Genomic DNA, 22,975 nt, shown 5'->3' with positions numbered 1-22,975 from the left:
GGAGTGTCAGACATACCGCCATCGCTGGCCTCGTAACCTCGGTGAGCTCCTACAGATTGGGGTCAACTTATCGGTTCCTTCAAACCGAAGGCTGAGTCGCCTGCATCGACGGTCTCTGGCTGATTTCAAAATACCAGTTGGCCAGACGTGGATAGCGGTTGCGCCAGGCCAGGTCCGGCTGGCGAAAGTCGAGGTAGCCCAACGCTGCAGCGACGCTGATGGAGGCCACATCAAAAGCCGAGCTGAGCTCGGTAATCGCTTCCTGCTCGAAGTAAGCCAGGCTGCGCTCGACCTTTTCCTGCTGATTATCGAGCCAGAGGTCCCAGTGCTTTTCCACCGGGCGCAACGCTTGCTCATAACGAATCAACAAGGCCGCATCCAACAGCGCATCCGCCAGGGACGCCAGGGTCAGGCGTCGCCAGCGCGCCGAACCTTCACGAGGGATCAACGGGTTGCCGACATGCTGGCTGTCCAGGTAGTCAAGAATGACCCGGCTGTCATGAATGACGTTGCCGTCCGCCAGTCGCAGCGCGGGAAGCTTGCCAGCGGGGTTATCGTTGTTCAGCTCTTCCACCGGGGCGATGGGCGAAAGCGTAGTGGGCTGAAGGGTCACCCGGTCCAGTTGTCCCGTTTCATGCAGTACCAGCATCACCTTGCGGGCAAACGGCGAAGCAGCGTTGTAGTACAACGTCATGGTCGGCGCAGACATGGAGGTTCCTCGAATAAGACAGTCCCTCAGACTAGCCAGCGCCACAGCGGTCCGCAATATTTGCTTTCAAGACTTGCGAGTCAGCAAGCCTCTGATGCTGAACACTGCTGCGACTCCCATGCCCAGCCAGGCCAGCGCATCCCACCAGCCATCCCCCAACAACGCAGCGAAAAGCCCCAGCCCGGTCAGCAACGCAATCACTCCCGGCGCGGCAAAGGTCTTCCATAACGTAGAACGCTTCATTGCAGCGTCTCTTGCAGGGACACGTCGATTGGACGTGCAACCCTTCTGCGAACCCACCACAAATACAGCCCGCTGCTCAGGACAATGATCGTCAGCACATCAAGCGCTGCCCACAGCACTTTCATCGGCATACCGCCATAATCACCAAAGTGCAGCGGTTGGGACATGCCCAACGCATCCATGTACCAGGGCCGTTCGACCACCGCGGTGACGTTCAGAGTCTGCGCATCGATCAGCACCGGGGTCATCAAGTGCGCCGTCAGATGCGTATTCCCTTTCATGAACACCCCATAGTGGTGCTCGCTGGAGAAGCGCGTTCCGGGGAAGGCAATGAAGTCGATCTGCATACCGGGCGCTACGGATTCAGCAATCTCGACCAGACGCGTTGCGGGGGCAAGTTGAGTCAGCGGCGGCGCACCGCGATAAGGTTCGATCATGGCGGCCAGCGTGTCGTTACGCCACGAGGCGATCAACAGGTCAGCGCAGGCGCTGATCACTCCGGTCACGCCCACCACCAACGCCCAGGTCAGGGTCACGACGCCGATCAGGTTGTGCAGATCAAGCCAGCGCATGCGCGTTGATTTGTCGGCGCGCACGGTGGCGAATTTGAGTTTGCGCATGAACGGCGCATACAGCACTGTCCCGGAAATAATCGCCAGCACGAACATCAGGCCCATGAACGCCAGCAGTAACTTGCCCGGCAGCCCTGCATACATATCCACATGCAGGCGCAACATGACCATCATGAAACCGCCGTTTGCGGACGGCGTTTCCAAGGCTTCGCCGGTGCGCGAATCGAGCATGAAAGAGTGCGAATCGTTGGGTTCGGTGCCCGCCGTTTTGGCCATGATCGCCCAGACACCGTTCGGCTCGTCGTCCTCCCAGCCGAAGTACTGCATGACCTCGCCAGGACGATGAGCTTCGGCAGCTTCGACCAGTTGCTGCAGGTTGAGGTGCGGCGTGTCGGCTGGCATTTCCTTGAACTCAGGTGAATTGCCCAGCAGGTGATCAATTTCGTGACTGAACACCAGTGGCAGCCCGGTCAGCGCCAGCATCAACAAAAACAGGGTACAAATCAGGCTCGTCCAGGTATGGACGAAGGACCAGCGGCGCACGGTTTGGCTTTTCATGCTGTTCTTCTCGAAAACCTTTATCCAAAACAAAAAGGCCGCTGATCAGCAGCGGCCCTTTAGTACAAAATGAAATAACAAGAACGATTCGCGATTCTGTCAGAGCGTGGGATTACTGGCAAATGCTGGCTGTCGGATGGAATTCTTTGGAAAAACTTTGAGAGAGGTACGCCGTGTCGCTGACGCCGTGGGACCGGCTTTAGCCGGGAAGACTGCATTACTGACGATGGATATGCAGCGGCTGTACCGGCCCTTTCCCGGCTAAAGCCGGTCCCACGTCAGATTGCAGATAAACATAGATCTCCCACTGGTTTACCTCACCACGCCTTCCTCAATCAACAACTTGAGAATCGCCTCTGCCCCCGCCTCTGGCGTCACGCCCTTGAGCACTTGTCCGCCGCCACCGCTGGCTTTGGCCGTTGCGGCTTTCATGCGGTCAGCACCGCTTTTGGCTTTGATGACTTTCAGTCGCTTGGGCCGGGGTTTGGCCGGTTGCAGGACCGAGCCGCCGAGCAGTTCGTCGCTGATAATTTCCACCTGTTCGGCTGCAAGTGTGCCGCGCTGCGCTGGGCCGTAGGCGCTTTGACGGGGCTTGGGTGCGGCGTTATCCACCGTCGCCAGAAACGGCAGCCGTACTTTCAAACGCCGACGCTGACCACGAGGCAATGCCTGTAGCACCAGAGCAATGCCGTTATCCAGAGACTCAACTTCAGCCAGCCCCACCACCAGCGGCCAACCGAGCTTTTCTGCGAGCAAAAACGGCAACATGCCAGAGCCTTCTCCGGTTTCTGCCTGGCTTCCGGTAAGCACCACTTGCACGCCAGACTCACGGATGTAGTCCGTCAACGCAGGCAATGCGTCAGCGTTTTTGGGTTGCTCCAGTACATGCAGCTCGTCCAGCCCCATGCCCAGATAAGCCCGCAACGCAGGCTCTTCGGCGCTACCCGCGTGCAGCACGTGCAAGTTATCCCCAGCCAGTTGCAGGCCCATTTCGACAGCGCGAGCGTCCTGCTCGGCACGACGTGCGCGGCCGGATGTCGGGTGCGCGCCGATTGAGACCAGGCTGATGACGTGCACGGCAGCGTTACCCACAGAGGAAGCAGTTGGCTCAGGCCGCATCTTGTTTTGCTCCATGGCGATGGGTTTCCACCGCGTCGATCAGCGCCGCGAGGATTGCTGCGCTGTCGCCGATCACAGAAAGGTCGGCACGTTTGATCATGTCGCAACCCGGATCAAGGTTGATTGCCACGACCTTGTCGCACGCACCAATACCCTGCAGATGCTGGATCGCGCCGGAAATACCCACCGCCACGTAAACCCGCGCCGTGACCCAGGTGCCGCTCGCGCCGACCTGTCGATCACGGCCCATGAAACCGTCATCCACTGCCACGCGGGACGCACCTTCAGTCGCGCCAAGGGCCGCAGCGGTGCGGTGAAACAAATCCCAATCCTTGACGCCATTGCCGCCGGAGAAGATGAACTCCGCTTCCGCCATCGGAATCATGGCCGGGTCGACAGCGACAGCGCCGAGGTCTTCAATCCGCGGCAGGCTGCGCGCTACGCTTGTGGATAACTCAACCGGCAGCGCTTCATGACGGGTTTCGCTGACCGGTTCAGCACACTCCGCAGCAGCGATGATCAAGCGTGCCAATGGTCTTGAGATATCTTCCTGGCCCGCACCGGCGCGACCGATGCATTGCTCATCCTTGACTTGCCAGACACGCGTGGCAGGACGCTCGCCCAAACTGGCCGCGAAGCGACGACCCAACTCGCCGCCACCGCTGCGACTGTCCGGCAGCAGCCAGTGACGGGGGTTGAACTGGTTATCCACAGCCCGCAAGCCCTGGACACGCTGCTCCGGTGAGTAACCGCTGAACTCGCTACCTTCCAGAACCAGCAAACGATCAACGCCCGCCGTCGTGAAAGCACTCTCTTTATGCTCGCCAAACACCACCGCGAGTACAGCGCCACTCTGACCGGCAAGCTGATGAGCCAGGCCGAGCAGATCACGGTCGTGGCTGCTCAAACGTCCACCGACCATGTCCGGCGCAACGCAAATATAGAAAGCCGGTTGCGGCACTTGATGCAGCGGCAACTGCACTTCGGCTGCGGCTGAGCGTTTCACCGCTCCGCCTTGCTGAGCGCCACTGCGGTCGATTCGTTTGATGCCGTTGGGGCCGATAAAACCCACACCATGCACATTTCTGCGCATCAGGCCGTTAGGCCCCATCCAGCTGGATTGCGCCGGTTGCATGGCGGCGTGCAGTGGGTGCAGGCGGTTGCGGGCGATCCATTCAGCGCGAGGATCGCGACGGATAATGTCGCTCATCAGTGCACCTCCGCAGGTTCACGTTTTACTGGCGCAGGTTTGCTGGGGATAACTTCTTCCACCAATGCGTCAGCAACCAATTCAGCAATGTCTTTGATCATCGGTCGCGGCTCGACCACGCCTTCGAGCATCGCGGTGCATTGCGGGCAACCGACGGCCACCAGTTCGGCACCGGTTTCGCGGATGTCTTCCATGCGCATGTCAGGAATCCGTTGCTTGCCGGGAATATCCGTAATCGGCGCACCGCCGCCACCACCGCAGCAACGGGAGCGGAAACCGGAACGCTGCATTTCCTTGACCTCAATGCCCAGCGCACGCAACACATCACGCGGCGCTTCGTACTCACCGTTATAGCGGCCCAGATAACACGGGTCGTGATAGGTGACGCTGGAGCCTTTGTGCTGACCCAGATTCAGCGCGCCACCTTGAATCAACTCCGCCATGTAAGTGCTGTGGTGCTGCACCAGGTAATTGCCATCGAACGCGCCGTACTCGTTTTTCAGCACATGGAAGCTGTGCGGGTCGCAGGTGACGATGCGCTTGAAGCTGTATTTGCTCAGGGTCTGAATGTTGCGTCTGGCGAGCATCTGGAAAGTCGCTTCGTCACCGAGACGCCGCGCCACGTCGCCGCTGTCCCGCTCTTCCAGTCCAAGCACGGCGAAGTCGACTTTGGCTGCCTTCAGGACTTTGACGAAGGCGCGCAAAGTACGTTGATTGCGCATGTCGAAAGCGCCGTCGCCGACCCAGAACAGCACGTCGACAGCTTTTTTTTCGGAGAGCAGATTGAGGTTCAAATCCGCCGCCCAGTTCATCCGCCCGCCCGGAGCGAAACCGCCGGGGTTGTCCGTGGCGATCAGGTTTTCCAGCACTTCAGCGCCTTTGTTCGGCGTCGCGCCTTTTTCCAGGGTAAGGTGACGGCGCATGTCGACGATGGCGTCCACGTGCTCGATCATCATCGGGCATTCTTCGACACATGCCCGGCAGGTGGTGCAGGACCACAAGGTTTCAGGGTCTACCAGGCCGTTGACGATAGGTTGATGCGGATTGCCGCCGTGCAGACCGATCTCTTTGCCGGGATACGGGCTACCGGCAAATGTGGCGTCAGTGCCGCCGGCCAGACCCACGACCATGTCCTGAATCAGTTTTTTCGGGTTCAGCGGCTGGCCGGCTGCGAACGCCGGGCACGCGGCTTCGCACTTGCCGCATTGCACGCAGGCGTCAAAACCCAGCAGTTGGTTCCAGGTGAAATCCTTGGGTTTTTCTACGCCGAGCGGCGCGGTTTTGTCATTGAGGTCCAGGGGTTTGAGGCCGGTTGAGCGACCACCGCCAAAACGTTCGGCGCGACGATGCCAGGCCAGATGCAATGCACCGGCAAAGGCGTGCTTCATCGGCCCACCCCAGGTCATGCCGAAGAACATTTCCGACACGCCCCACAGGCAACCCAAGCCCAGCAACGCGACCAGCACCCAGCCGCCGAAGTCCTGCGGGAGAATCCCCGCCACCGGCAGCGTGACCAGAAAGAAGCTGACGGAAAACGCCATGAGGCTTTTCGGCAGGCGCATCCACGGGCCTTTCGACAGACGAGCCGGTGGATTGCGACGGCGCAGGAACATGAAGATCGCGCCGACAAACATCAAGGTCGATGCCAATAACAGGGCATAACCGAGGATGCGGCTGTGCAGCCCAAAGCCGTGTACGACGATAGCGAGCAATGCCGACAACACAAAGCCCAGCGCCGTCGCGACGTGGGTGTTGGCGATGTATTTATCCCGAGCCACGACATGGTGAAGATCAACCATGTAACGCTTGGGCATGGCCAGCAGCCCGCCGAGCAGGTCGACTTTAGAGGCCCGCCCGTTGCGCCACATATTCACCCGCCGCACAGCCCCCAGGACAGCAAGGCCCAGAGCAGCGAACAGCAAGATGGGAAGCAGTGTGTTCAGCATGTGAAGCTCCTACGGCGCGCGGTCCGACAGAGGTCATCGGTCTCCTGTAGGAGTGAGCTTGCTCGCGATCCAGTGCGCAGCGCTGGTAATGGATTCAAATTCAAACCCGATTGAAGGCCGTTCCGGCCTTATCGCGAGCAAGCTCACTCCTACAGGGGTACTCGTTTCTTCTGTGGTAGCTGGGCTTGCCCGCGATTGAGGCGCCGGGGTTCATCAAGACAACCGCGTCATCGTTCATCGCCAGCAAGCTCGGCTCCTACAGGGGTATTCGGTGTTTCCTGTGGGAGCGGTGCTTGCCCGCGATAAGGGCGCTGCGGTTCATCAGGGCAACCGCGTCATCGTTCATCGCGAGCAAGCTCTGCTCCCACAGAGGTATTCGGTGCTTTTCCGTAGGAGCGCGCTTGCCCGCGATACAGACACTGCGGAGTGTCAGGCAAACCCCGTTATCGTTCATCGCGGGCAAGCGCGCTCCTACGGGTTCGACTTAGAAATCCTTACAAAGCCGCAAGCCGTCATAGATCGCCGCATGGGTATTACGCTGTGCCACGCAGTCACCAATGCGGAACAACAGGTACCCGTCACCCGGCTCGCTCAGACACGGTTGCGGCTGGATAGCGAACAGCGCTTCGATGTCGATCTGGCCTTTGTTACGCGAGTCGGCTTTAAGGGCGTAGTAGAGTTCTTCGTCCGGGCGCACGCCGTTTTCAACGACCACCTGATCCACCACCCGCTCTTCTTTCGCACCGGTGTATTCGTTCTCCAGCACCGCCACCAGCTTGTCGCCTTCGCGGTAGACCTTCTCCAGCATCATGTCGCCGGTCATGATCACTTCTTTCGGATACATGCTGCGGTAGTAGGTCGGGAACGATGTCCCGCCAATTGCCACGCCCGGTTTGATATCGTCAGTGACGATCTCCACCTGGCTGCCTTTGTCGGCCAGGAAGTCAGCCGTCGACATCCCGGTAAATTCACAGATGGTGTCGTACACCAGTACGCTCTTGCCCGGCGCAACCTTGCCGTCGAGGATGTCCCAGCTGCTGACCACCAACCCTTCAGCCGCGCCCCAATGTTCGTTCTGCTCCAGAAACGGATGACCGCCCACCGCAAGCACGACGATGTCCGGACGCAGATCCATGATGGTGGCCGGGTCAGCCGCCGTGCCCAGACGCAGATCGACTTTCAAACGCGCCAGCTCCAGTTGGAACCAGCGGGTGATGCCTGCAATCTGGTCACGCTGCGGCGCTTTCGAGGCAGTAGTGATCTGCCCGCCGATGAATTCTTTCTTCTCGAATAGCGTCACGTCATGGCCGCGCTCGGCCGAAACCCGGGCCGCTTCCATGCCCGCAGGGCCGGCACCGACAATCACCACCTTGCGTTTCGGCCCGGTGGATTTTTCGATGATGTGCGGCACACCCATGTATTCACGGGAGGTCGCGGCGTTCTGAATGCACAGAACATCAAGGCCCTGATATTGACGGTCGATGCAGTAGTTGGCGCCGACGCACTGTTTGATCTGGTCGATCTGGCCCATCTTGATCTTGGCGATCAGGTGCGGGTCGGCGATGTGCGCGCGAGTCATGCCGACCATATCGACGTAACCGCCTTCGAGAATCCGCGTGGCCTGGTTCGGATCCTTGATGTTCTGCGCGTGCAACACAGGTGCCTTCACCACTTCCTTGATACCGGCCGCCAGATGCAAAAACGGCTCAGGTGGATAACTCATGTTCGGAATAACGTTGGCCAGGGTGTTGTGGGTGTCACAACCCGATCCGACGACGCCGATAAAGTCGATCATGCCGGTCTGATCGTAATACTTGGCGATCTCCTTCATGTCCTCGTGGCTGAGGCCGTCAGGGTGAAACTCATCACCGCAGATACGCAGGCCCACACAGAAATCCGGACCGACTTCCTTGCGCACAGCCTTGATGACTTCAAGGCCAAAACGCATGCGGTTTTCGAAGCTACCGCCCCATTCGTCAGTGCGTTTGTTGACCCGCGGGCTCCAGAACTGGTCGATCATGTGCTGGTGCACAGCCGACAGTTCGACACCGTCCAGGCCACCGGCCTTGGCCCGCGCCGCAGCGCTGGCGTAGTTGCCGATCACGCGCCAGATTTCTTCCGGCTCGATGGTTTTACAGGTCGCGCGGTGTACGGGCTCGCGGATGCCCGAAGGCGACATCAGGGTCGGCCAGTGATCACCGTCCCAACGGGAGCGACGGCCCATGTGGGTAATCTGAATCATGATCTTGGCGCCATGTTTGTGCATGGCGTCGGCAAGGTTCTGGAAGTGCGGGATGATCTTGTCGGTCGCCAGATTGACCGACTTCCACCAGCCTTGCGGGCTGTCGATAGCGACGCTGGAAGAACCGCCACAGATGGCCAGACCAATCCCGCCCTTGGCCTTTTCTTCGTAGTACTTCACGTAACGATCGGTGGTCATGCCGCCATCGGTGGCGTAGACCTCAGCGTGCGCAGTACTCAGTACGCGGTTGCGGATCGTGAGCTTGCCGATTTGAATCGGCTGAAACATCGCTTCGAAAGCCATAACACGATCCTCGACTTACAGCGGCTTGACGATGAACAGGCCGTCGTCGTGGCCTTCTTCCGAACCACCGTAAACCTGCTCGGCGACGGTACGAATCGGGCTGCCCGCTGCGGCGAAAATCTGGTCCATGGCACCGGCAAACCAACCCGTGAACATGTAATCCACTTTGCGGCCGACTTTGCCGTAGACGTACACAAAGCAGGAGTGCTCAAGCTTGACGCTGGCGGTACCCTTCTCCAGGTCGATGTCCTGAATCTTGAACAGACCCCAGCCACGCTGCGATAGACGCTTCATGTAATGCTCGAAAACCGCAACGCCTTCCAGACCGTGGCATTCGGCTTCTTTCTCACACCAGTGCCAGGCTGATTTGTAGCCCGCTTTGTAGAGGATTTCCGCATAGGCATCCGCACCCAGCACCTCTTCAATGCCCATGTGGTTGTTCACGAAAAAGTGACGCGGCACGTACAGCATCGGCAATGCATCGGAGGTCCAGACGCCGGTTTCGCTGTCGACTTCGATAGGCAGTTGCGGGGCGATTTTAGCCATGGGGTCAAACTCCAGATGTTCGGGGTACGCCCACTGCGCGAAATGGCAGTGGGGTGATCAATTCAGTAAAGGTTTTGCTCGTGATCGGGGTGTTACTCGCCCCAGACATCCTTGAGCACGTTGACCCAGTTCTCGCCCATGATCTTGCGGACCACACGCTCGGAGTGGCCGCGCTTGAGCAAGGTCTCGGTCAGGTTCGGGAACTCGCCAACCGTGCGGATACCCAGCGGGTTGATGATCTTTCCGAAGCTGGTCAGGCGGCGGGCGTAGCCCTTGTCGTGGGTCAGGTATTCGAAGAAGTCCTGGCCGTGACCCTGAGTGAAGTCGGTGCCGATACCGATGGCGTCTTCGCCGACGATGTTCATGGTGTATTCGATGGCTTCGGCGTAATCGTCGATGGTCGACTCAATGCCTTTGGCGAGGAACGGCGCAAACATGGTGACACCGACGAAACCGCCGTGATCGGCGATGAATTTGAGTTCTTCGTCGGACTTGTTGCGTGGGTGTTCTTTGAGGCCGGACGGCAGGCAGTGGGAGTAGCAGACTGGTTTTTTCGATTCCAGGATGACCTCTTCAGAAGTCTTGGAACCGACGTGGGACAAGTCGCACATAACGCCGACCCTGTTCATTTCTGCGACGATTTCGCGACCAAAACCGGACAGCCCGCCATCACGCTCGTAGCAGCCGGTGCCCACCAGATTCTGGGTGTTGTAGCACATCTGCACGATGCCAACGCCCAGTTGCTTGAAGATCTCGACATAGCCGATCTGGTCTTCATAAGCATGTGCGTTCTGAAAACCGAAGAGGATGCCGGTCTTGCCCAGCTCTTTCGCCTTGCGGATGTCGGCGGTGGTCCTTACTGGCATCACCAGGTCGCTGTTTTCGCGCATCAACTTCTGGCTTTTGCAGATGCTGTCGATAGTCGCCTGGAAACCTTCCCACACCGACACGGTGCAGTTGGCCATGGTCAGGCCGCCTTTGCGCATGTCTTCAAACAGCTCACGGTTCCACTTGGCGATGATCAGCCCGTCAATAACGATGCTGTCGGCGTGTAATTCGGCTGGGCTCATCAGGCTGTCCCCTTATTAAGTGCTTGTGCGCCGAATCGTGTGCCGACGCTATTGAGGCCAGCATATGCCTGAGGGTCGGCCGAGCCGGGTGCAAAAACGACAGGGGGTTTGCCGAAAGCGTCAAGAAACGACAAAGGGCGACAGGACGCCGCCGACGTGCATCTCGCCAACCTGTTCTTTAGAGCGCGCTTAGGCCAGAATCCAGCTCATCAAATGGAGTGGAGAGACTCGATGAACAAGGTTTTCCTGGCTTTGGTTCTTTTAGCGACTGGCATCGCGGGCGCTCATGCAGCACAAAACCCTGATGTTTCGCCATGCGACGGCGTCGAAGAGGACCAGCAGACCCTCGAATGCTCCAAGTACAGCCGCGACACGGCTGAGGAATTGCTGAAAGAGAACTTCCAGAACCTGTTGCAGCGGGTCAATACCCAGTTCGGGGCGAACAAGTCGCAGGCCAACGCCTTTGCGGAAAAACTCAAGACTGCCCAGCTAGCCTGGGAAAAGCTTCGCGACGCCGATTGCGCCGTGGAGGTGTTCCCGGCAGCGGCTGGCAGTAAAGCGTTCAACATCGCCCAGAACGATTGCCTGGCGCGTACCAGCGATGAGCGCTCCGAGTATCTGGAGTCGATCGCGCAGGAATGAACACCTGAATGAGCTATGGTGTCTGCCTTTTAACCAAGGCTGTGACGTAAAGGCTCATTCATGATCATTTGTGGTGTAGAAATCAAAGGCAGCGAGGCTATTTTTGCATTGGCGACCCGCCAGCAAGGTGGCCTGGAGCACTTGCCGCTGGCGACCAAAAAGCTGGCCCTCGAAGATGACGACGAGTCTGCCAACGTCAAAACCTTCGCGACCCAGATCGCCAGCTTCGTGCGTGAGAACGGCATCAGTCATGTCGTCATCAAGAAGCGCAGCAAAAAAGGCGAGTTCGCAGGCGGCCCGACGACGTTCAAGATCGAAACGGTTTTCCAGTTGCTGCGCGATTGCGAAGTGAACCTGTTGTCGCCGCAAACCATCAACGCGCAGAACAAGAAACACAACTTCGACCTGCCTGCTTCGCTGAACAAGTATCAGCACGAGGCGTACAAGGCGGCGTGTTCTGGGTTGATGAAGAGTAAGTAGCAGGCACCGCATGACCTTGCAGACAGGATTAGGTTTATGTGGGAGCGGTGCTTGCCCGCGATGAAGGCGACGCGATCTAAAGTAAACCGAGTCGCCCTTATCGCGGGCAAGCACCGCTCCCACAGGTCAGTATTTGCAACGCGATACCTTTTTTACAGTTCTGAGTCAGTCCATCAATTCAACACAGCCTTGCCAGCCCTTTCGCCCTTGCGACGACGGGAAACCAGGACGCCGGTGGCGATCACCAGAATACTCAGCAGGCCCGTCGCGATGATTTCTACGCGGTGCGACTCCTGGACCAGCATGACGCCCAGCACGCCGACGATGAACACGATCACCAACCAGGTCAGGTACGGGAACAGCCACATACGGAACGACAGGGTTTCACCTGCAGCAATGCTCTTCTGGCGCATGCGCAGTTGGGAAACCGCGATCACCAGGTACACCAACAGCGCGATCGCACCGGAGCTGGCGAGCAGGAATTCGAACACGGCAGCCGGGGCTACGTAGTTGGCAAATACCGTCAGGAACGCGGCCGCTGTAGACAGGATCACCGCCCAGTAAGGGGTACCACTTTTGCTGGTGCGAGTCGCAACCGCTGGCGCGTCGCCACGTTTACCCAGCGAGTAAAGCATGCGCGAGGCGGTGTACAGCGCCGAGTTCAGGCAGCTTGTGACTGCGATCAGTACCACGATATCCACAATCAGCTTGGCATTGGGAATGCCCATCATGTCCAGCACGGTCTGATAGGAACCCACTTCAGCCAAACGCGGGTCATTCCACGGCACAAGCGAAACAACGATGAAGATCGACACCAGATAGAACAGGCAGATCCGCCAGATCACCGAATTGGTGGCCTTGGTGATCTGCTTTTCCGGATTCTTCGATTCCGACGCAGCGATGGTGACGATTTCGGTGCCCATGAACGAGAACATGGTGGTCAGCATCGCAGCCAGCACAGCGCCCATGCCATTCGGCAAAAAGCCCTGAGTATCGAACAAATGGCTGACGCCGCTGACCTGGCTGTTGGGCAGCAGACCAAAAATAGCTGCAACGCCCAGCACGACAAAGCCGATGATCGCCAGGACTTTGATCAACGCGAACCAGAACTCGAACTCGCCGTAGTTCTTCACACTGAACAGGTTGGTGATGGTGAGCAGCAACGTGATCACCAATGTGAACACCCAGATGGCGATGTTCGGGAACCAGGCATGCAGAATGGTTGCGGCGGCGTTGGCCTCCAGGGGAATTACCAGCACCCAGAACCACCAGTACAGCCAGCCGATGGTGAAACCGGCCCAATGCCCGATCGCGCGATCGGCATACGTCGAGAAAGACCCAGTATCCGGCGCCGCGACAGCCATTTCGGCCAACATGCGCATGACCAGAACCACCAACGTACCGGCAGCGGCGTAAGCCAGGAGTACCGCCGGGCCCGCTTCGGCAATCGCATGCCCGGAACCCACAAACAGACCGGCACCGATGACACCGGCAATGGACAACATCGTGATATGCCGAGGTTTGAGCCCCTGATCGAGCTCTGAAGCGTTAGGGATACTGCTCATTCAAAAACTACCTTTGCGTGGTAATCGACTGCCTGACCGTCTTCGTAAAAAGAAAAAAACGGGGCGTTTTTTATTCTTTACGCAAATTCTGCGCCAGAATGATTCAAAAACGACGTCGCTCACGGAAACGTTAGTGCTAGAGCTCTCGGATTAACGGCGAGAAGAATCGTTTCAGCGAAGAGGTGACATGTTTTGTTACCGATGTGCACAGCATTACACAAAGAAAACGCACCAAAAATACACAGAGCGTTTAAGTGTGCACTATCCGAGTGCTTCTCTGGGTATCGGAAAAAGAAGCACAAAGCGGCAGGACGGGTCAGGCGGTTGATGGCTCTCTTGAGGCCAGCATATGAACATCTGTGGGAGATTCTATGGTTGTCTTCAAGCTTGATCTTGTAGGACCGGCTTTAGCCGGGAGGGCAGTATTTCTGCGATGGATTTTTAGCGAATGTACTGACGTCCTCCCGGCTAAAGCCGGTCCTACAAGATCAATAGCGCATGAGCAAGCTTGCGAGCCAACATAGAATCTCCCACAGGGGGCTGGCTTCATAATGACATTGTGTATTGATGCGCAAATGCTGAGCAACGCCGATACATGGCTTAACAAATGCTTCGGACGACCAGCGACATTTTGCGGTAATTCGTGTCCAACAGCAGTCGTCTTCACGCCAGCCCGATAAGTCCCGCAATTGCAACGGAGCAACACCCATGCAGATGTATAAAAAATTCCTGCTGGTCGCAGCCGCCACCCTGGCCTTTGCGACTGGTGCTTTTGCGGTGGAGAAGATGAAATTCGGCGTTGAGGGCGCTTACCCGCCGTTCAACGGCAAGGATGCCAGCGGGCAGGCAGTGGGCTTTGATGTCGAAATCGGCCACGCATTGTGCGCAAAAATGAAAGTCGAGTGCGAAGTGGTTACCACCGAATGGGAAGGCATCATCCCGGCGCTCAATGACAACAAGTTCGACTTCCTGATCTCGTCCATGTCGATCACCAAAGAGCGCGCCGAGCAGGTGGACTTCACCGAGCCGTATTATTCCAACAAATTGCAGTTTGTAGCCGCGAAAGGCAGCGAGCTCAAAACCGACAAGGATTCCATTCGCGATTCGCTGCTGGGCAAGACCATCGGCGCACAGGCGTCGACGCTTTCCGCGTCGTGGCTGCAGGAGAATCTCGGGATGGACATCACCCTGAAGCTCTATGACACTCAGGAAAGCGCCTTCACCGATCTGGCCGAAGGCCACGTGGACGCGATCCTCGCCGACAAATACGCCAGCTACGAATGGCTCAAGGGCCAGCCCGGCGCAAGCTTCGAGTTCAAAGGCGATCCTGTCCTGGACAACGACAAGATCGGCATAGCCGTACGCCTGAACGACCCGCTGCGCGCGCGCCTCAACCTGGCGATCAAGGAAATCATCGAAGACGGCACGTACAAGAAGATCAACGACAAGTACTTCCCGTTCAGCATTCTGTGATCCAAAGCGCCCGAGTAACACTTACGTATTAATATTTTTGTGAGCTCAGACGTCCTTTACGCGTAGACGCCCGATCAGGGCGCTGTTATGAAGAGGGCTGGCTTTCAACAGCCAGCCCTTTTACGCGTTTGAAACCGACAACTGACCATGGCCAACGACCCCGCTTTGCACGACGAACAGCTTCGCAGTCGATTCCGCGCCCTGGACAGCTTTCTGTTCGCCTGGCAGGGACTGTGGCGGCCGCGCCCCTTCACCCAGCTGCATTTACCCTGGGAGCAACAATACCCGGAACTGGCGGGCTGGTTACGCCAACGTTCGCTTGACCAGGCCGAAGCAGCCCACAACCACCCGGAGCAACTGACAGCACCGTTCCCCTTTCCACAGCTGGCGAGTGAGGCACAGGCGTTAAGCCAGGCGCATCCGCTGCCCGCCTTCGAGCTCACCTCTGTAGAGCCACGCATGAGTGTCGACGTGCCAGGCCGCAAATGGCAGCAGATCGAGGCGTTCGCCAGTTGCCTGAGTTTCGAGCACAAACCGGCTCACTGGCTGGAGTGGTGTTCGGGCAAAGGCCATTTGGGGCGGCGTCTGCTTGAGCCGAGTCAGAATCTTACTTGCCTGGAACGCGACCCGGCCCTCGTCGAAGCAGGAAAGCAACTCAGCGCGCGCCTGAACGTTGAGGCCGCTCATGTGCAACAGGACGTCATGGCTGACGATGCATGGCGTCGGCTTCAAGCGCATCACACGCCTGTCGCCCTGCATGCCTGCGGGGATCTGCACGTGCAATTGATGCGGCTGGCCAGCCAGGTAGGCTGCTCTCAGTTGGCAATTGCGCCGTGCTGCTACAACCGCATCGAGACCGAGTACTACCAGCCGGTATCAAGTGAGGGACAAGCGTCAGCGTTGAAGCTGTCGCGGGACGATCTTGGCCTGCCTCTGAGCGAAACGGTAACCGCCGGTGCCCGGGTCCGTCGGCAGCGCGACCAATCCATGGCTCGCCGTCTATCGTTTGATTTGCTGCAGCGACGTCTGCAAAACAGTCAGGATTACTTGCCCACGCCGTCGCTGCCCAGCGCCTGGCTGGATAAGCCTTTCGCCGACTATTGCCGCGATCTGGCAGCGCTGAAGGGTCTGCCAGCTGTTGGCGAACAACATTGGTCCACCCTTGAAGCTGCGGGCTGGGAACGTCTGGCACAGGTGCGCAATCTTGAATTGGTGCGCAACTTGTTCCGTCGTCCACTGGAGCTCTGGTTAGTGCTCGACAAGGCGCTTTACCTACAGGAACACCACTATCGCGTGAGCGTGGGCACCTTCTGTGAAAGCCATGTCACGCCACGTAATTTGCTACTGCTCGCACAGCTGCATTGACGTTCACCCGCTGAATAGCCTGTGGATAACTCTGTTGATGAAAAATTGGAAGCAGCGCTAATTACTTAGCAGGCTACTTATCCGAACGGTCAGGTGTACGCTGGCTTTTAAATAAAAACCCTTTTAAAAACATGATCTTGCTTAAAGACGAGAACATTTCCGGAAATTTCATTCCATTTGGTTATTTTGGCCTGCCACTTGTGCATAAAAATTTGCGCTCAACGTATACAAAAGGCCACCATCCAGCGGGTCAAGCATTCATGGGAAACACAATCCCTGCCTGCTGAAGCGTCTCTAGCGGGAAATTCCATGTCCGCCAGCAAGGTTGCTTTTGATCTTGCAGGACCGGCTTTAGCCGGGAGGACGTCGGGACATCCGCTGAACTTCCTTCGCCTGAAATGCTGTCCTCCCGGCTAAAGCCGGTCCTACGGGACAGAGCGGTCAATGTGCGCTGCTTGCCTCGATAAGGCTGAACACGATTCACTTTGGATCGCGGCGTCATTATCGCGAGCAAGCTCAGCTCCCGCAGGGTTTTGCACCACCTTGAGCCCCCACCGAATTCCTCTGTTGCCCCTCCCCCCCGTGGTCATTAGACTTACGCCTCATTTAAGCGAGAGCAGGGTCGATGTCCACGGTCTTTCCCGAAGATTCTGTCGGTCTAGTCACGCCGCAAACGGCGCATTTCAGCGAGCCTCTGGCACTGGCCTGTGGCCGCTCGTTGCCTGCCTACGATCTGATCTATGAAACCTATGGCCAACTCAACGCCGCGCGCAGCAATGCCGTGTTGATCTGCCATGCCCTTTCCGGTCACCACCACGCGGCGGGCTATAACAGTGTCGATGACCGCAAACCCGGTTGGTGGGACAGTTGCATCGGTCCCGGCAAGCCTATCGATACCAACCGTTTTTTCGTCGTCAGCCTGAATAATCTGGGCGGCTGCAATGGCTCGACAGGCCCGAGCAGTATCAACCCGGAAACCGGCAAACCCTTCGGTGCCAACTTTCCGGTCCTGACCGTTGAAGACTGGGTACACAGCCAGGCGCGGCTCGCTGACATGCTGGGCATCCAGCAATGGGCAGCTGTGGTTGGCGGCAGTCTGGGCGGCATGCAAGCACTGCAATGGACCATGACTTACCCGGATCGGGTTCGGCACTGCCTGGCGATTGCCTCGGCCCCAAAATTGTCGGCACAGAACATTGCCTTCAACGAAGTGGCGCGTCAGGCGATCCTCTCGGACCCGGAATTCCATGGCGGCGACTTCCAGGAGGTTGGTGTCATTCCCAAACGCGGGCTGATGCTGGCGCGCATGGTCGGCCACATCACTTATCTGTCCGATGACTCCATGGGCGAGAAATTCGGTCGTGGCCTGAAAAGCGAGAAGCTCAACTATGACTTCCACAGTGTGGAATTCCAGGTTGAAAGCTACCTGCGCTATCAGGGTGAAGAGTTCTCCGGCCGCTTTGATGCCAACACTTACCTGTTGATGACCAAAGCGCTGGACTACTTCGACCCGGCAGGCGCGTTCAACGACAATCTGGCTGCCACCTTCGCCAACGTGACCGCAGACTTCTGCGTCATGTCGTTCACCACCGACTGGCGCTTCTCGCCTGCCCGCTCCCGGGAACTGGTGGACGCACTGATGGCGGCAAAGAAGAACGTCTGCTATCTGGAGATCGACGCGCCTCAGGGCCACGATGCGTTCCTGATCCCGATCCCGCGCTACCTGCAGGCGTTCTCCAGCTACATGAACCGAATTGTACTTTGAGGACGCCATGAGAGCCGATCTGGAAATCATCCAAGAATGGATCCCTGCGGGCAGCCGCGTGCTCGACCTCGGTTGCGGCGACGGCGAACTGCTGGCCTGGCTGCGCGACAACAAGCAAGTCACCGGCTACGGCCTGGAAAACGACGCCGATAACATTGCCCGCTGCATCACCAAGGGCGTCAACGTCATCGAGCAGGACCTGGACAAGGGCCTGGGCAACTTCGCCAGCGACAGCTTCGATATCGTAGTCATGACCCAGGCGTTGCAAGCCGTGCATTACCCGGACAAGATCCTCGACGAAATGCTCCGCGTGGGCCGCCAGTGCATCATCACGTTCCCGAACTTCGGTCACTGGCGCTGCCGCTGGTATCTGGCGACCAAGGGCCGGATGCCGGTGTCGGACTTCCTGCCTTACACCTGGTACAACACGCCGAACATCCACTTCTGCACCTTCGAAGACTTCGAAGAGCTGTGCCGTGGCCGCCACGCCAAGGTCATTGATCGGCTGGCAGTGGATCAACAGCATCGGCACGGCTGGGCCAGCAAACAATGGCCTAACCTGTTGGGTGAGATAGGTATCTATCGAGTCAGCAGCCCGGGTTTGCAGGAACACAAGATCGCGGTTTGAAGCAAACCTGAAACCGGAATCTGTAGGAGTGAGCTTGCTCGCGATTCGGTTTCACTGGCGCTAAATTACCGTCTGAACAGACGCTATCGCGAGCAAGCTCACTCCTACAGGATCGTATTTTTCAATTCATAGACAGGAGAAAGATGATGCGTCGCCTGGCAATCATGTTGATGTGCGCCCTGAGCCTGTCGGCATTTGCTGCTGACTACGCCAAGCCCAACCGGCAGGAAACGTTCGGCGACGTGACCATCTACTACAACGCGTTCGCTTCAACCACCTTGTCAGTGGACGTGGCGAAAGCATCCGACCTGATCCGCAGCAAACAGCTGAACGTGCTGAATATCACCGTGCTCAAAGCGGGCAAGCCAGCGCCGTCCGTGGTGGCAGGCACCTACAAGGACCTTACCGGACGCCCAGAGCCTCTGACCTTCAAGCAAGTCACGGACAAAGGCTGGATCAGCTACATTGCGCAGTTCCCGCTTGAACAGGCCGGAACCTACACCTTCAACATCGATGTGAAAGCCGGGAATCAAGACAAGCATTCCTTCAGCTTCAATCAAGAACTCTATCCAGGCGAATGATGACCTTCCCGCAGCTCGTATTGGCCAGCCACAACGCTGGCAAGCTCAAAGAACTCCAGGCCATGCTCGGCGACAGCGTGCAACTGCGCTCTATCGGCGAATTCAGCAACGTGGAGCCGGAAGAAACCGGCCTGTCGTTCGTTGAGAACGCCATTCTCAAAGCCCGCAACGCGGCACGGATTTCAGGGTTGCCAGCGCTGGCTGACGACTCGGGGCTGGCGGTGGATTTCCTAGGCGGCGCACCGGGCATTTATTCTGCGCGCTATGCCGATGGAAAAGGCGATTCCGCCAACAACGCCAAATTGCTCGACGCCCTTAAAGAAGTCCCGCAAGAGCAACGCGGCGCGCAGTTCGTTTGCGTACTGGCGCTGGTGCGTCACGCCGATGATCCATTGCCGATCCTCTGCGAAGGCCTGTGGCACGGGCGCATCCTGACTGCTGCCAGCGGCGAGCACGGTTTCGGTTACGATCCATTGTTCTGGGTACCTGAGCGGGACTGCTCCAGCGCCGAACTAAGCCCCGCCGAGAAAAACCAGCTCAGCCACCGCGCCCGCGCCATGGCCATCTTGCGTCAACGCCTGGCTTTGAAATGACCCACGAAACGCCTGCAACGCCGCTGTTCCTCGGCACCACCGGTTTCTCATCGACCGAACCGAGGACAGCCTTGCCGCAACTGCCGCCGTTGTCGTTGTACATCCATATCCCGTGGTGCGTACGCAAATGCCCGTACTGCGACTTCAATTCCCACACCGCCAGCCCTGTGCTGCCGGAAGCGGAGTACATCGACGCGCTGCTGGCCGATCTGGATCTGGACCTGCCTTACGTTTATGGTCGCGAGCTCAGTTCGATCTTCTTCGGCGGTGGCACGCCGAGTCTGTTCAGCGCAGAAGCGCTGGGCCGCTTGCTCCAGGGAGTCGAGCAACGCATTCGTTTTGCCAGTGACATCGAGATCACCCTGGAGGCCAATCCCGGCACCTTCGAGCAGGTCAAGTTCAGCGCCTATCGCGGGCTGGGCATCAATCGCCTGTCCATTGGTATCCAGAGCTTCCAGGAAGCCAAACTCAAGGCACTGGGGCGTATTCACAACGGCGATGAAGCCATTCGGGCCGCCGACATGGCGCGTCAGGCGGGCTTCGACAACTTCAATATGGACTTGATGCACGGCTTGCCGGATCAATCGCCCGAGGATGCATTGGGCGATCTGCAACAAGCCATCGACCTGAAACCGACGCATTTGTCCTGGTATCAGCTGACGCTGGAGCCGAACACGGTGTTCTGGAACCAGCCGCCGACGCTGCCGGAAGATGACATTCTGTGGGATATCCAGGAAGCCGGGCAGTTGCTGCTGGCGCAAAACGGTTACGCGCAGTACGAAGTCTCGGCCTATGCGCAACCCGGCAGACCGGCGCGGCATAACCTGAATTACTGGAGCTTCGGCGACTTCATCGGTATCGGTGCCGGAGCCCATGGCAAGCTCAGCCATCCGGACGGGCGCATCGTACGCACCTGGAAGACCCGCTTGCCGAAGGACTATCTGAACCCGGCCAAGCCGTTCCAGGCCGGTGAGAAGCTGCTCAGCGTCGAAGAATTGCCCTTCGAATTCCTGATGAACGCGCTGCGCCTGACAAATGGAGTGGACGCTGCATTATTTCGCGAACGCACCGGTCTAAGCCTCGATTCGCTGGCCAGTGCGCGCCAGCAAGCCGAGCAACGTGGGCTGCTGCAAGCTGATCCGACCCGATTGGTCGCAACGCCGCAAGGTCAGTTGTTTCTCAACGACCTGCTGCAATATTTTCTTATCTAAGGACCCTGCATGGATTTGATACTGGACCTGCTCGCCACCATCTCCCGCTGGAGCCGCAGCAACCTCTCGGAAATATCTCTCGCCCTGGTGGGCTGTTTGCTGGTGTTGTTTGGCGCTGACTTCAAAGGCTGGGTCGAACAACGCATCAGCAGCTTCGCAGGCGCCTTGCGCATCCCGTTGATGGCCTTGCTAGTCACCATCGGTAGCGGCGCGGCACTGATCTACGCCACTCCGTGGGTGATTCGCGGCCTGAGCCAGTTCAACAACTACAGCCTGGCGCCGGTGTTGGTGGTGGTGCTGGTGTTGATCGGGGTTGTTGCGGACAGGAAGTAACGCTCAGTAGAAACGGTAGGAGCCAACTTGTTGGCGAGACATTGATCCTGCGAACACAGGAATATCGCCTCGCGAACAAGTTCGCTCCTACCGGAGGATCGGCGGATTAATCCACCTTCTCAAATTTCAAATCCCAAACCCCATGCCCCAAACGCTCACCACGGCGTTCGAACTTGGTGATCGGACGCTCCGCTGGTCGTGGCACGCATTTGCCGTCTTCGGCCTGGTTGCGATAGCCCGGCGCGATGTTCATCACTTCCAGCATGAATTCGGCATACGGTTCCCAGTCAGTGGCCATGTGCAGAACACCGCCGACCTTGAGCTTGCTGCGCACCAGTTCGGCAAATGCGGGCTGTACGATGCGGCGCTTGTGGTGGCGGCTCTTGTGCCATGGGTCCGGGAAGAACAGCATCAGACGGTCGAGGCTGTTATCGGCGATGCAACGGTTAAGCACTTCAATCGCGTCGCAATCGTAGACCCGTACGTTGGTCAGGCCCTGAGTCAGCACGCCGTTGAGCAGCGCGCCAACACCCGGATAGTGCACTTCAACACCGATGAAATCCTGATCCGGCGCAGCCGCTGCCATTTCCAGCAGTGAGTGGCCCATGCCGAAACCAATTTCCAGCGTGCGCGGCGCAGAGCGACCGAACACCTGATCGTAATCCACCGGTGCGTCGGTCAACGGCAGCACATACAGTGGACGACCTTGGTCCAGACCACGCTGCTGGCCTTCAGTCATGCGACCGGCGCGCATCACGAAACTCTTGATACGGCGGTGCTGGCGCTCTTCGCCTTCTTCGGCAACAGGCAGCTCTGGGTTTGGAACGTCTGGATCAGTCATCAAAAAATCTCATCAAACAACGCGTACATCTGAGTTGGAATGCGTTTGTGGTAGGAGCTAACTCGTTAGCGAGGCGGCGTATCTGGCAAACCACCTCGCCAACACGTTGGCTCCTACCAGTTGGTCATTTGTTACGGGACGCCGCTACCGGATCAACCCATCCAGCGGCGAAGACGCGCTGGCGTAAAGTTTTTTGGGCATACGGCCGGCAAGGTAAGCCATTCGGCCAGCAATCACCGCGTGCTTCATGGCTGCGCCCATCAGGATCGGGTCCTGGGCATGAGCGATGGCCGAGTTCATCAGCACCGCTTCACAGCCCAGCTCCATGGCAATGGTAGCGTCGGACGCAGTGCCGACACCGGCATCCACCAGCACCGGGACTTTGGTTTCTTCCAGGATGATCTGCAGGTTGTACGGGTTGCAGATCCCCAGGCCGCTGCCGATCAGGCCAGCTAGTGGCATGATCGCGATGCAGCCGATTTCAGCCAGCTGACGCGCAATGATCGGATCATCACTGGTGTAAACCATCACGTCGAAGCCTTCCTTGACCAGCACTTCGGCGGCCTTGAGGGTTTCGATGACGTTAGGGAACAGGGTTTTCTGATCCGCCAGGACTTCCAGCTTGACCAGATTTTTGCCATCGAGCAGTTCACGCGCCAAGCGACAGGTGCGCACCGCCTCGATTGCGTCGAAGCAGCCTGCTGTGTTCGGCAGGATGGTGTAGCGATCCGGCGGCAGGACATCCAGCAGATTCGGCTCACCCGGGTTCTGGCCCAGGTTGGTACGGCGAACCGCGACAGTGACGATCTCGGCACCCGACGCTTCGATGGCCAGACGGGTCTGCTCCATATCCACATACTTGCCGGTACCCACCAGCAGGCGCGACTCGAAAGTCCGACCGGCCAGGACAAACGGCTTGTCGCTGCGAACATTGCTCATTGGAAATCCTCTTGGAAGTTGAGGTCTTGCAGTTGAATCAG

22 protein-coding genes are annotated in these 22,975 nt (G+C 58.2%); 10 read left to right on the top strand and 12 right to left on the bottom strand.

Annotation, left to right across the window (positions count from 1 at the left end; genetic code table 11):
• Positions 1-79: 79 nt before the first annotated feature.
• The 9 genes from CKW31_RS24825 to CKW31_RS24780 all read right to left on the bottom strand — a co-directional run bounded on the left by CKW31_RS24825 (position 80) and on the right by CKW31_RS24780 (position 10,518).
• On the bottom strand, positions 80-709 hold the full coding sequence (locus CKW31_RS24825) for a glutathione S-transferase family protein (protein WP_176469979.1): 630 nt from the start codon (positions 707-709) through the stop codon (positions 80-82).
• A gap of 66 nt (positions 710-775) precedes the next feature.
• The gene (locus CKW31_RS24820) at positions 776-952 is read right to left on the bottom strand and encodes a hypothetical protein (protein ID WP_095101063.1); all 177 of its coding nucleotides are present in this window, start codon (positions 950-952) and stop codon (positions 776-778) included.
• Entirely contained in the window at positions 949-2,082 is a 1,134-nt protein-coding gene (locus tag CKW31_RS24815; RefSeq protein ID WP_095101062.1) for a PepSY domain-containing protein, read from the bottom strand. The genes CKW31_RS24820 and CKW31_RS24815 overlap by 4 nt, the downstream gene beginning before the upstream one ends.
• A gap of 312 nt (positions 2,083-2,394) precedes the next feature.
• Positions 2,395-3,201, bottom strand: coding sequence for an electron transfer flavoprotein subunit beta (locus CKW31_RS24810; RefSeq protein WP_095101061.1), 807 nt, complete (start codon positions 3,199-3,201; stop codon positions 2,395-2,397).
• The gene (locus CKW31_RS24805; protein ID WP_095101060.1) at positions 3,191-4,411 is read right to left on the bottom strand and encodes an electron transfer flavoprotein subunit alpha/FixB family protein; all 1,221 of its coding nucleotides are present in this window, start codon (positions 4,409-4,411) and stop codon (positions 3,191-3,193) included. Before CKW31_RS24805 ends, CKW31_RS24810 begins: the two co-directional genes overlap by 11 nt.
• Positions 4,411-6,357: a dimethylglycine demethylation protein DgcB gene (gene dgcB, locus CKW31_RS24800; protein WP_095101059.1), complete on the bottom strand. Its 1,947-nt coding sequence runs from the start codon at positions 6,355-6,357 to the stop codon at positions 4,411-4,413. The genes CKW31_RS24805 and dgcB overlap by 1 nt, the downstream gene beginning before the upstream one ends.
• A 484-nt stretch (positions 6,358-6,841) precedes the next feature.
• Positions 6,842-8,902, bottom strand: coding sequence for a dimethylglycine demethylation protein DgcA (gene dgcA / locus CKW31_RS24790; RefSeq protein WP_095101057.1), 2,061 nt, complete (start codon positions 8,900-8,902; stop codon positions 6,842-6,844).
• 15 nt (positions 8,903-8,917) lie between these two features.
• The gene (locus CKW31_RS24785; protein WP_095101056.1) at positions 8,918-9,448 is read right to left on the bottom strand and encodes a DUF5943 domain-containing protein; all 531 of its coding nucleotides are present in this window, start codon (positions 9,446-9,448) and stop codon (positions 8,918-8,920) included.
• 92 nt (positions 9,449-9,540) lie between these two features.
• A complete protein-coding gene (locus CKW31_RS24780) occupies positions 9,541-10,518 on the bottom strand; it encodes a dipeptidase (RefSeq protein ID WP_027899496.1) in 978 nt (325 codons plus the stop codon).
• 231 nt (positions 10,519-10,749) lie between these two features.
• Here CKW31_RS24780 and CKW31_RS24775 point away from each other — a divergent pair, with 231 nt between their 5' ends.
• Positions 10,750-11,160, top strand: a complete 411-nt coding sequence (locus CKW31_RS24775; protein WP_095101055.1) for a lysozyme inhibitor LprI family protein — start codon at positions 10,750-10,752, stop codon at positions 11,158-11,160.
• Between the two features lie 60 nt (positions 11,161-11,220).
• Positions 11,221-11,640 (top strand): DUF3010 family protein, encoded by a 420-nt coding sequence (locus CKW31_RS24770; RefSeq protein ID WP_095101053.1) that lies wholly within the window; start codon positions 11,221-11,223, stop codon positions 11,638-11,640.
• Between the two features lie 173 nt (positions 11,641-11,813).
• On the opposite strand, the gene gabP is transcribed toward CKW31_RS24770, so the two are convergent.
• On the bottom strand, positions 11,814-13,205 hold the full coding sequence (gabP, locus tag CKW31_RS24765; RefSeq protein ID WP_095101051.1) for a GABA permease: 1,392 nt from the start codon (positions 13,203-13,205) through the stop codon (positions 11,814-11,816).
• Positions 13,206-13,913: 708 nt separating this feature from the next.
• Between gabP and CKW31_RS24760 the strand changes: the two genes are divergently transcribed.
• The 8 genes from CKW31_RS24760 (at position 13,914) to CKW31_RS24725 (ending at position 21,154) form a co-directional block, all read left to right on the top strand.
• Positions 13,914-14,678: a transporter substrate-binding domain-containing protein gene (locus CKW31_RS24760; RefSeq protein WP_095101049.1), complete on the top strand. Its 765-nt coding sequence runs from the start codon at positions 13,914-13,916 to the stop codon at positions 14,676-14,678.
• Between the two features lie 147 nt (positions 14,679-14,825).
• The gene (locus tag CKW31_RS24755) at positions 14,826-16,043 is read left to right on the top strand and encodes a methyltransferase (RefSeq protein ID WP_095101047.1); all 1,218 of its coding nucleotides are present in this window, start codon (positions 14,826-14,828) and stop codon (positions 16,041-16,043) included.
• A 625-nt stretch (positions 16,044-16,668) separates the two neighbouring features.
• The gene (locus CKW31_RS24750; protein WP_095101045.1) at positions 16,669-17,808 is read left to right on the top strand and encodes a homoserine O-acetyltransferase; all 1,140 of its coding nucleotides are present in this window, start codon (positions 16,669-16,671) and stop codon (positions 17,806-17,808) included.
• Positions 17,809-17,815: 7 nt separating this feature from the next.
• A complete protein-coding gene (metW, locus tag CKW31_RS24745) occupies positions 17,816-18,436 on the top strand; it encodes a methionine biosynthesis protein MetW (protein ID WP_095101043.1) in 621 nt (206 codons plus the stop codon).
• A 146-nt stretch (positions 18,437-18,582) separates the two neighbouring features.
• Entirely contained in the window at positions 18,583-19,017 is a 435-nt protein-coding gene (locus CKW31_RS24740) for a DUF4426 domain-containing protein (protein WP_095101041.1), read from the top strand.
• Complete coding sequence (rdgB, locus tag CKW31_RS24735) at positions 19,014-19,610, top strand: RdgB/HAM1 family non-canonical purine NTP pyrophosphatase (RefSeq protein ID WP_176469978.1); 597 nt, start codon at positions 19,014-19,016, stop codon at positions 19,608-19,610. Before CKW31_RS24740 ends, rdgB begins: the two co-directional genes overlap by 4 nt.
• Entirely contained in the window at positions 19,607-20,821 is a 1,215-nt protein-coding gene (hemW, locus tag CKW31_RS24730; protein ID WP_095101037.1) for a radical SAM family heme chaperone HemW, read from the top strand. The genes rdgB and hemW overlap by 4 nt, the downstream gene beginning before the upstream one ends.
• Before the next feature lie 9 nt (positions 20,822-20,830).
• A complete protein-coding gene (locus CKW31_RS24725) occupies positions 20,831-21,154 on the top strand; it encodes a DUF3392 family protein (RefSeq protein WP_087268516.1) in 324 nt (107 codons plus the stop codon).
• Positions 21,155-21,260: 106 nt separating this feature from the next.
• On the opposite strand, the gene trmB is transcribed toward CKW31_RS24725, so the two are convergent.
• Together trmB and CKW31_RS24715 are read right to left on the bottom strand one after the other, a co-directional pair.
• Positions 21,261-21,908, bottom strand: a complete 648-nt coding sequence (trmB, locus tag CKW31_RS24720; protein ID WP_214658295.1) for a tRNA (guanosine(46)-N7)-methyltransferase TrmB — start codon at positions 21,906-21,908, stop codon at positions 21,261-21,263.
• Positions 21,909-22,139: 231 nt separating this feature from the next.
• A complete protein-coding gene (locus CKW31_RS24715) occupies positions 22,140-22,934 on the bottom strand; it encodes a thiazole synthase (protein WP_095101034.1) in 795 nt (264 codons plus the stop codon).
• Positions 22,935-22,975 lie beyond the last annotated feature (41 nt).

Source organism: Pseudomonas sp. Irchel 3A5 (assembly GCF_900187575.1).
In the GTDB taxonomy this organism is placed as follows: Bacteria; Pseudomonadota; Gammaproteobacteria; order Pseudomonadales; family Pseudomonadaceae; genus Aquipseudomonas; species Aquipseudomonas folii.
The sequence above is the reverse complement of the archived record's forward strand: the minus strand, read 5'-3'. Positions and strand labels throughout refer to the sequence as shown.

Bases quoted from the DNA above. Each gene is read 5' to 3' on its own strand.
- CKW31_RS24715 (WP_095101034.1), bottom strand. From the start codon at position 22,934: ATGAGCAATGTTCGCAGCGACAAGCCGTTTGTCCTGGCCGGTCGGACT.
- dgcA (WP_095101057.1), bottom strand. From the start codon at position 8,902: ATGGCTTTCGAAGCGATGTTTCAGCCGATTCAAATCGGCAAGCTCACG.
- dgcB (WP_095101059.1), bottom strand. From the start codon at position 6,357: ATGCTGAACACACTGCTTCCCATCTTGCTGTTCGCTGCTCTGGGCCTT.
- metW (WP_095101043.1), top strand. From the start codon at position 17,816: ATGAGAGCCGATCTGGAAATCATCCAAGAATGGATCCCTGCGGGCAGC.
- CKW31_RS24825 (WP_176469979.1), bottom strand. From the start codon at position 709: ATGTCTGCGCCGACCATGACGTTGTACTACAACGCTGCTTCGCCGTTT.
- trmB (WP_214658295.1), bottom strand. From the start codon at position 21,908: ATGCGCGCCGGTCGCATGACTGAAGGCCAGCAGCGTGGTCTGGACCAA.
- CKW31_RS24785 (WP_095101056.1), bottom strand. From the start codon at position 9,448: ATGGCTAAAATCGCCCCGCAACTGCCTATCGAAGTCGACAGCGAAACC.
- CKW31_RS24810 (WP_095101061.1), bottom strand. From the start codon at position 3,201: ATGCGGCCTGAGCCAACTGCTTCCTCTGTGGGTAACGCTGCCGTGCAC.
- CKW31_RS24750 (WP_095101045.1), top strand. From the start codon at position 16,669: ATGTCCACGGTCTTTCCCGAAGATTCTGTCGGTCTAGTCACGCCGCAA.
- CKW31_RS24760 (WP_095101049.1), top strand. From the start codon at position 13,914: ATGCAGATGTATAAAAAATTCCTGCTGGTCGCAGCCGCCACCCTGGCC.
- CKW31_RS24755 (WP_095101047.1), top strand. From the start codon at position 14,826: ATGGCCAACGACCCCGCTTTGCACGACGAACAGCTTCGCAGTCGATTC.
- CKW31_RS24820 (WP_095101063.1), bottom strand. From the start codon at position 952: ATGAAGCGTTCTACGTTATGGAAGACCTTTGCCGCGCCGGGAGTGATT.
- hemW (WP_095101037.1), top strand. From the start codon at position 19,607: ATGACCCACGAAACGCCTGCAACGCCGCTGTTCCTCGGCACCACCGGT.
- rdgB (WP_176469978.1), top strand. From the start codon at position 19,014: ATGATGACCTTCCCGCAGCTCGTATTGGCCAGCCACAACGCTGGCAAG.
- CKW31_RS24740 (WP_095101041.1), top strand. From the start codon at position 18,583: ATGCGTCGCCTGGCAATCATGTTGATGTGCGCCCTGAGCCTGTCGGCA.
- CKW31_RS24780 (WP_027899496.1), bottom strand. From the start codon at position 10,518: ATGAGCCCAGCCGAATTACACGCCGACAGCATCGTTATTGACGGGCTG.
- CKW31_RS24815 (WP_095101062.1), bottom strand. From the start codon at position 2,082: ATGAAAAGCCAAACCGTGCGCCGCTGGTCCTTCGTCCATACCTGGACG.
- gabP (WP_095101051.1), bottom strand. From the start codon at position 13,205: ATGAGCAGTATCCCTAACGCTTCAGAGCTCGATCAGGGGCTCAAACCT.
- CKW31_RS24775 (WP_095101055.1), top strand. From the start codon at position 10,750: ATGAACAAGGTTTTCCTGGCTTTGGTTCTTTTAGCGACTGGCATCGCG.
- CKW31_RS24725 (WP_087268516.1), top strand. From the start codon at position 20,831: ATGGATTTGATACTGGACCTGCTCGCCACCATCTCCCGCTGGAGCCGC.
- CKW31_RS24805 (WP_095101060.1), bottom strand. From the start codon at position 4,411: ATGAGCGACATTATCCGTCGCGATCCTCGCGCTGAATGGATCGCCCGC.
- CKW31_RS24770 (WP_095101053.1), top strand. From the start codon at position 11,221: ATGATCATTTGTGGTGTAGAAATCAAAGGCAGCGAGGCTATTTTTGCA.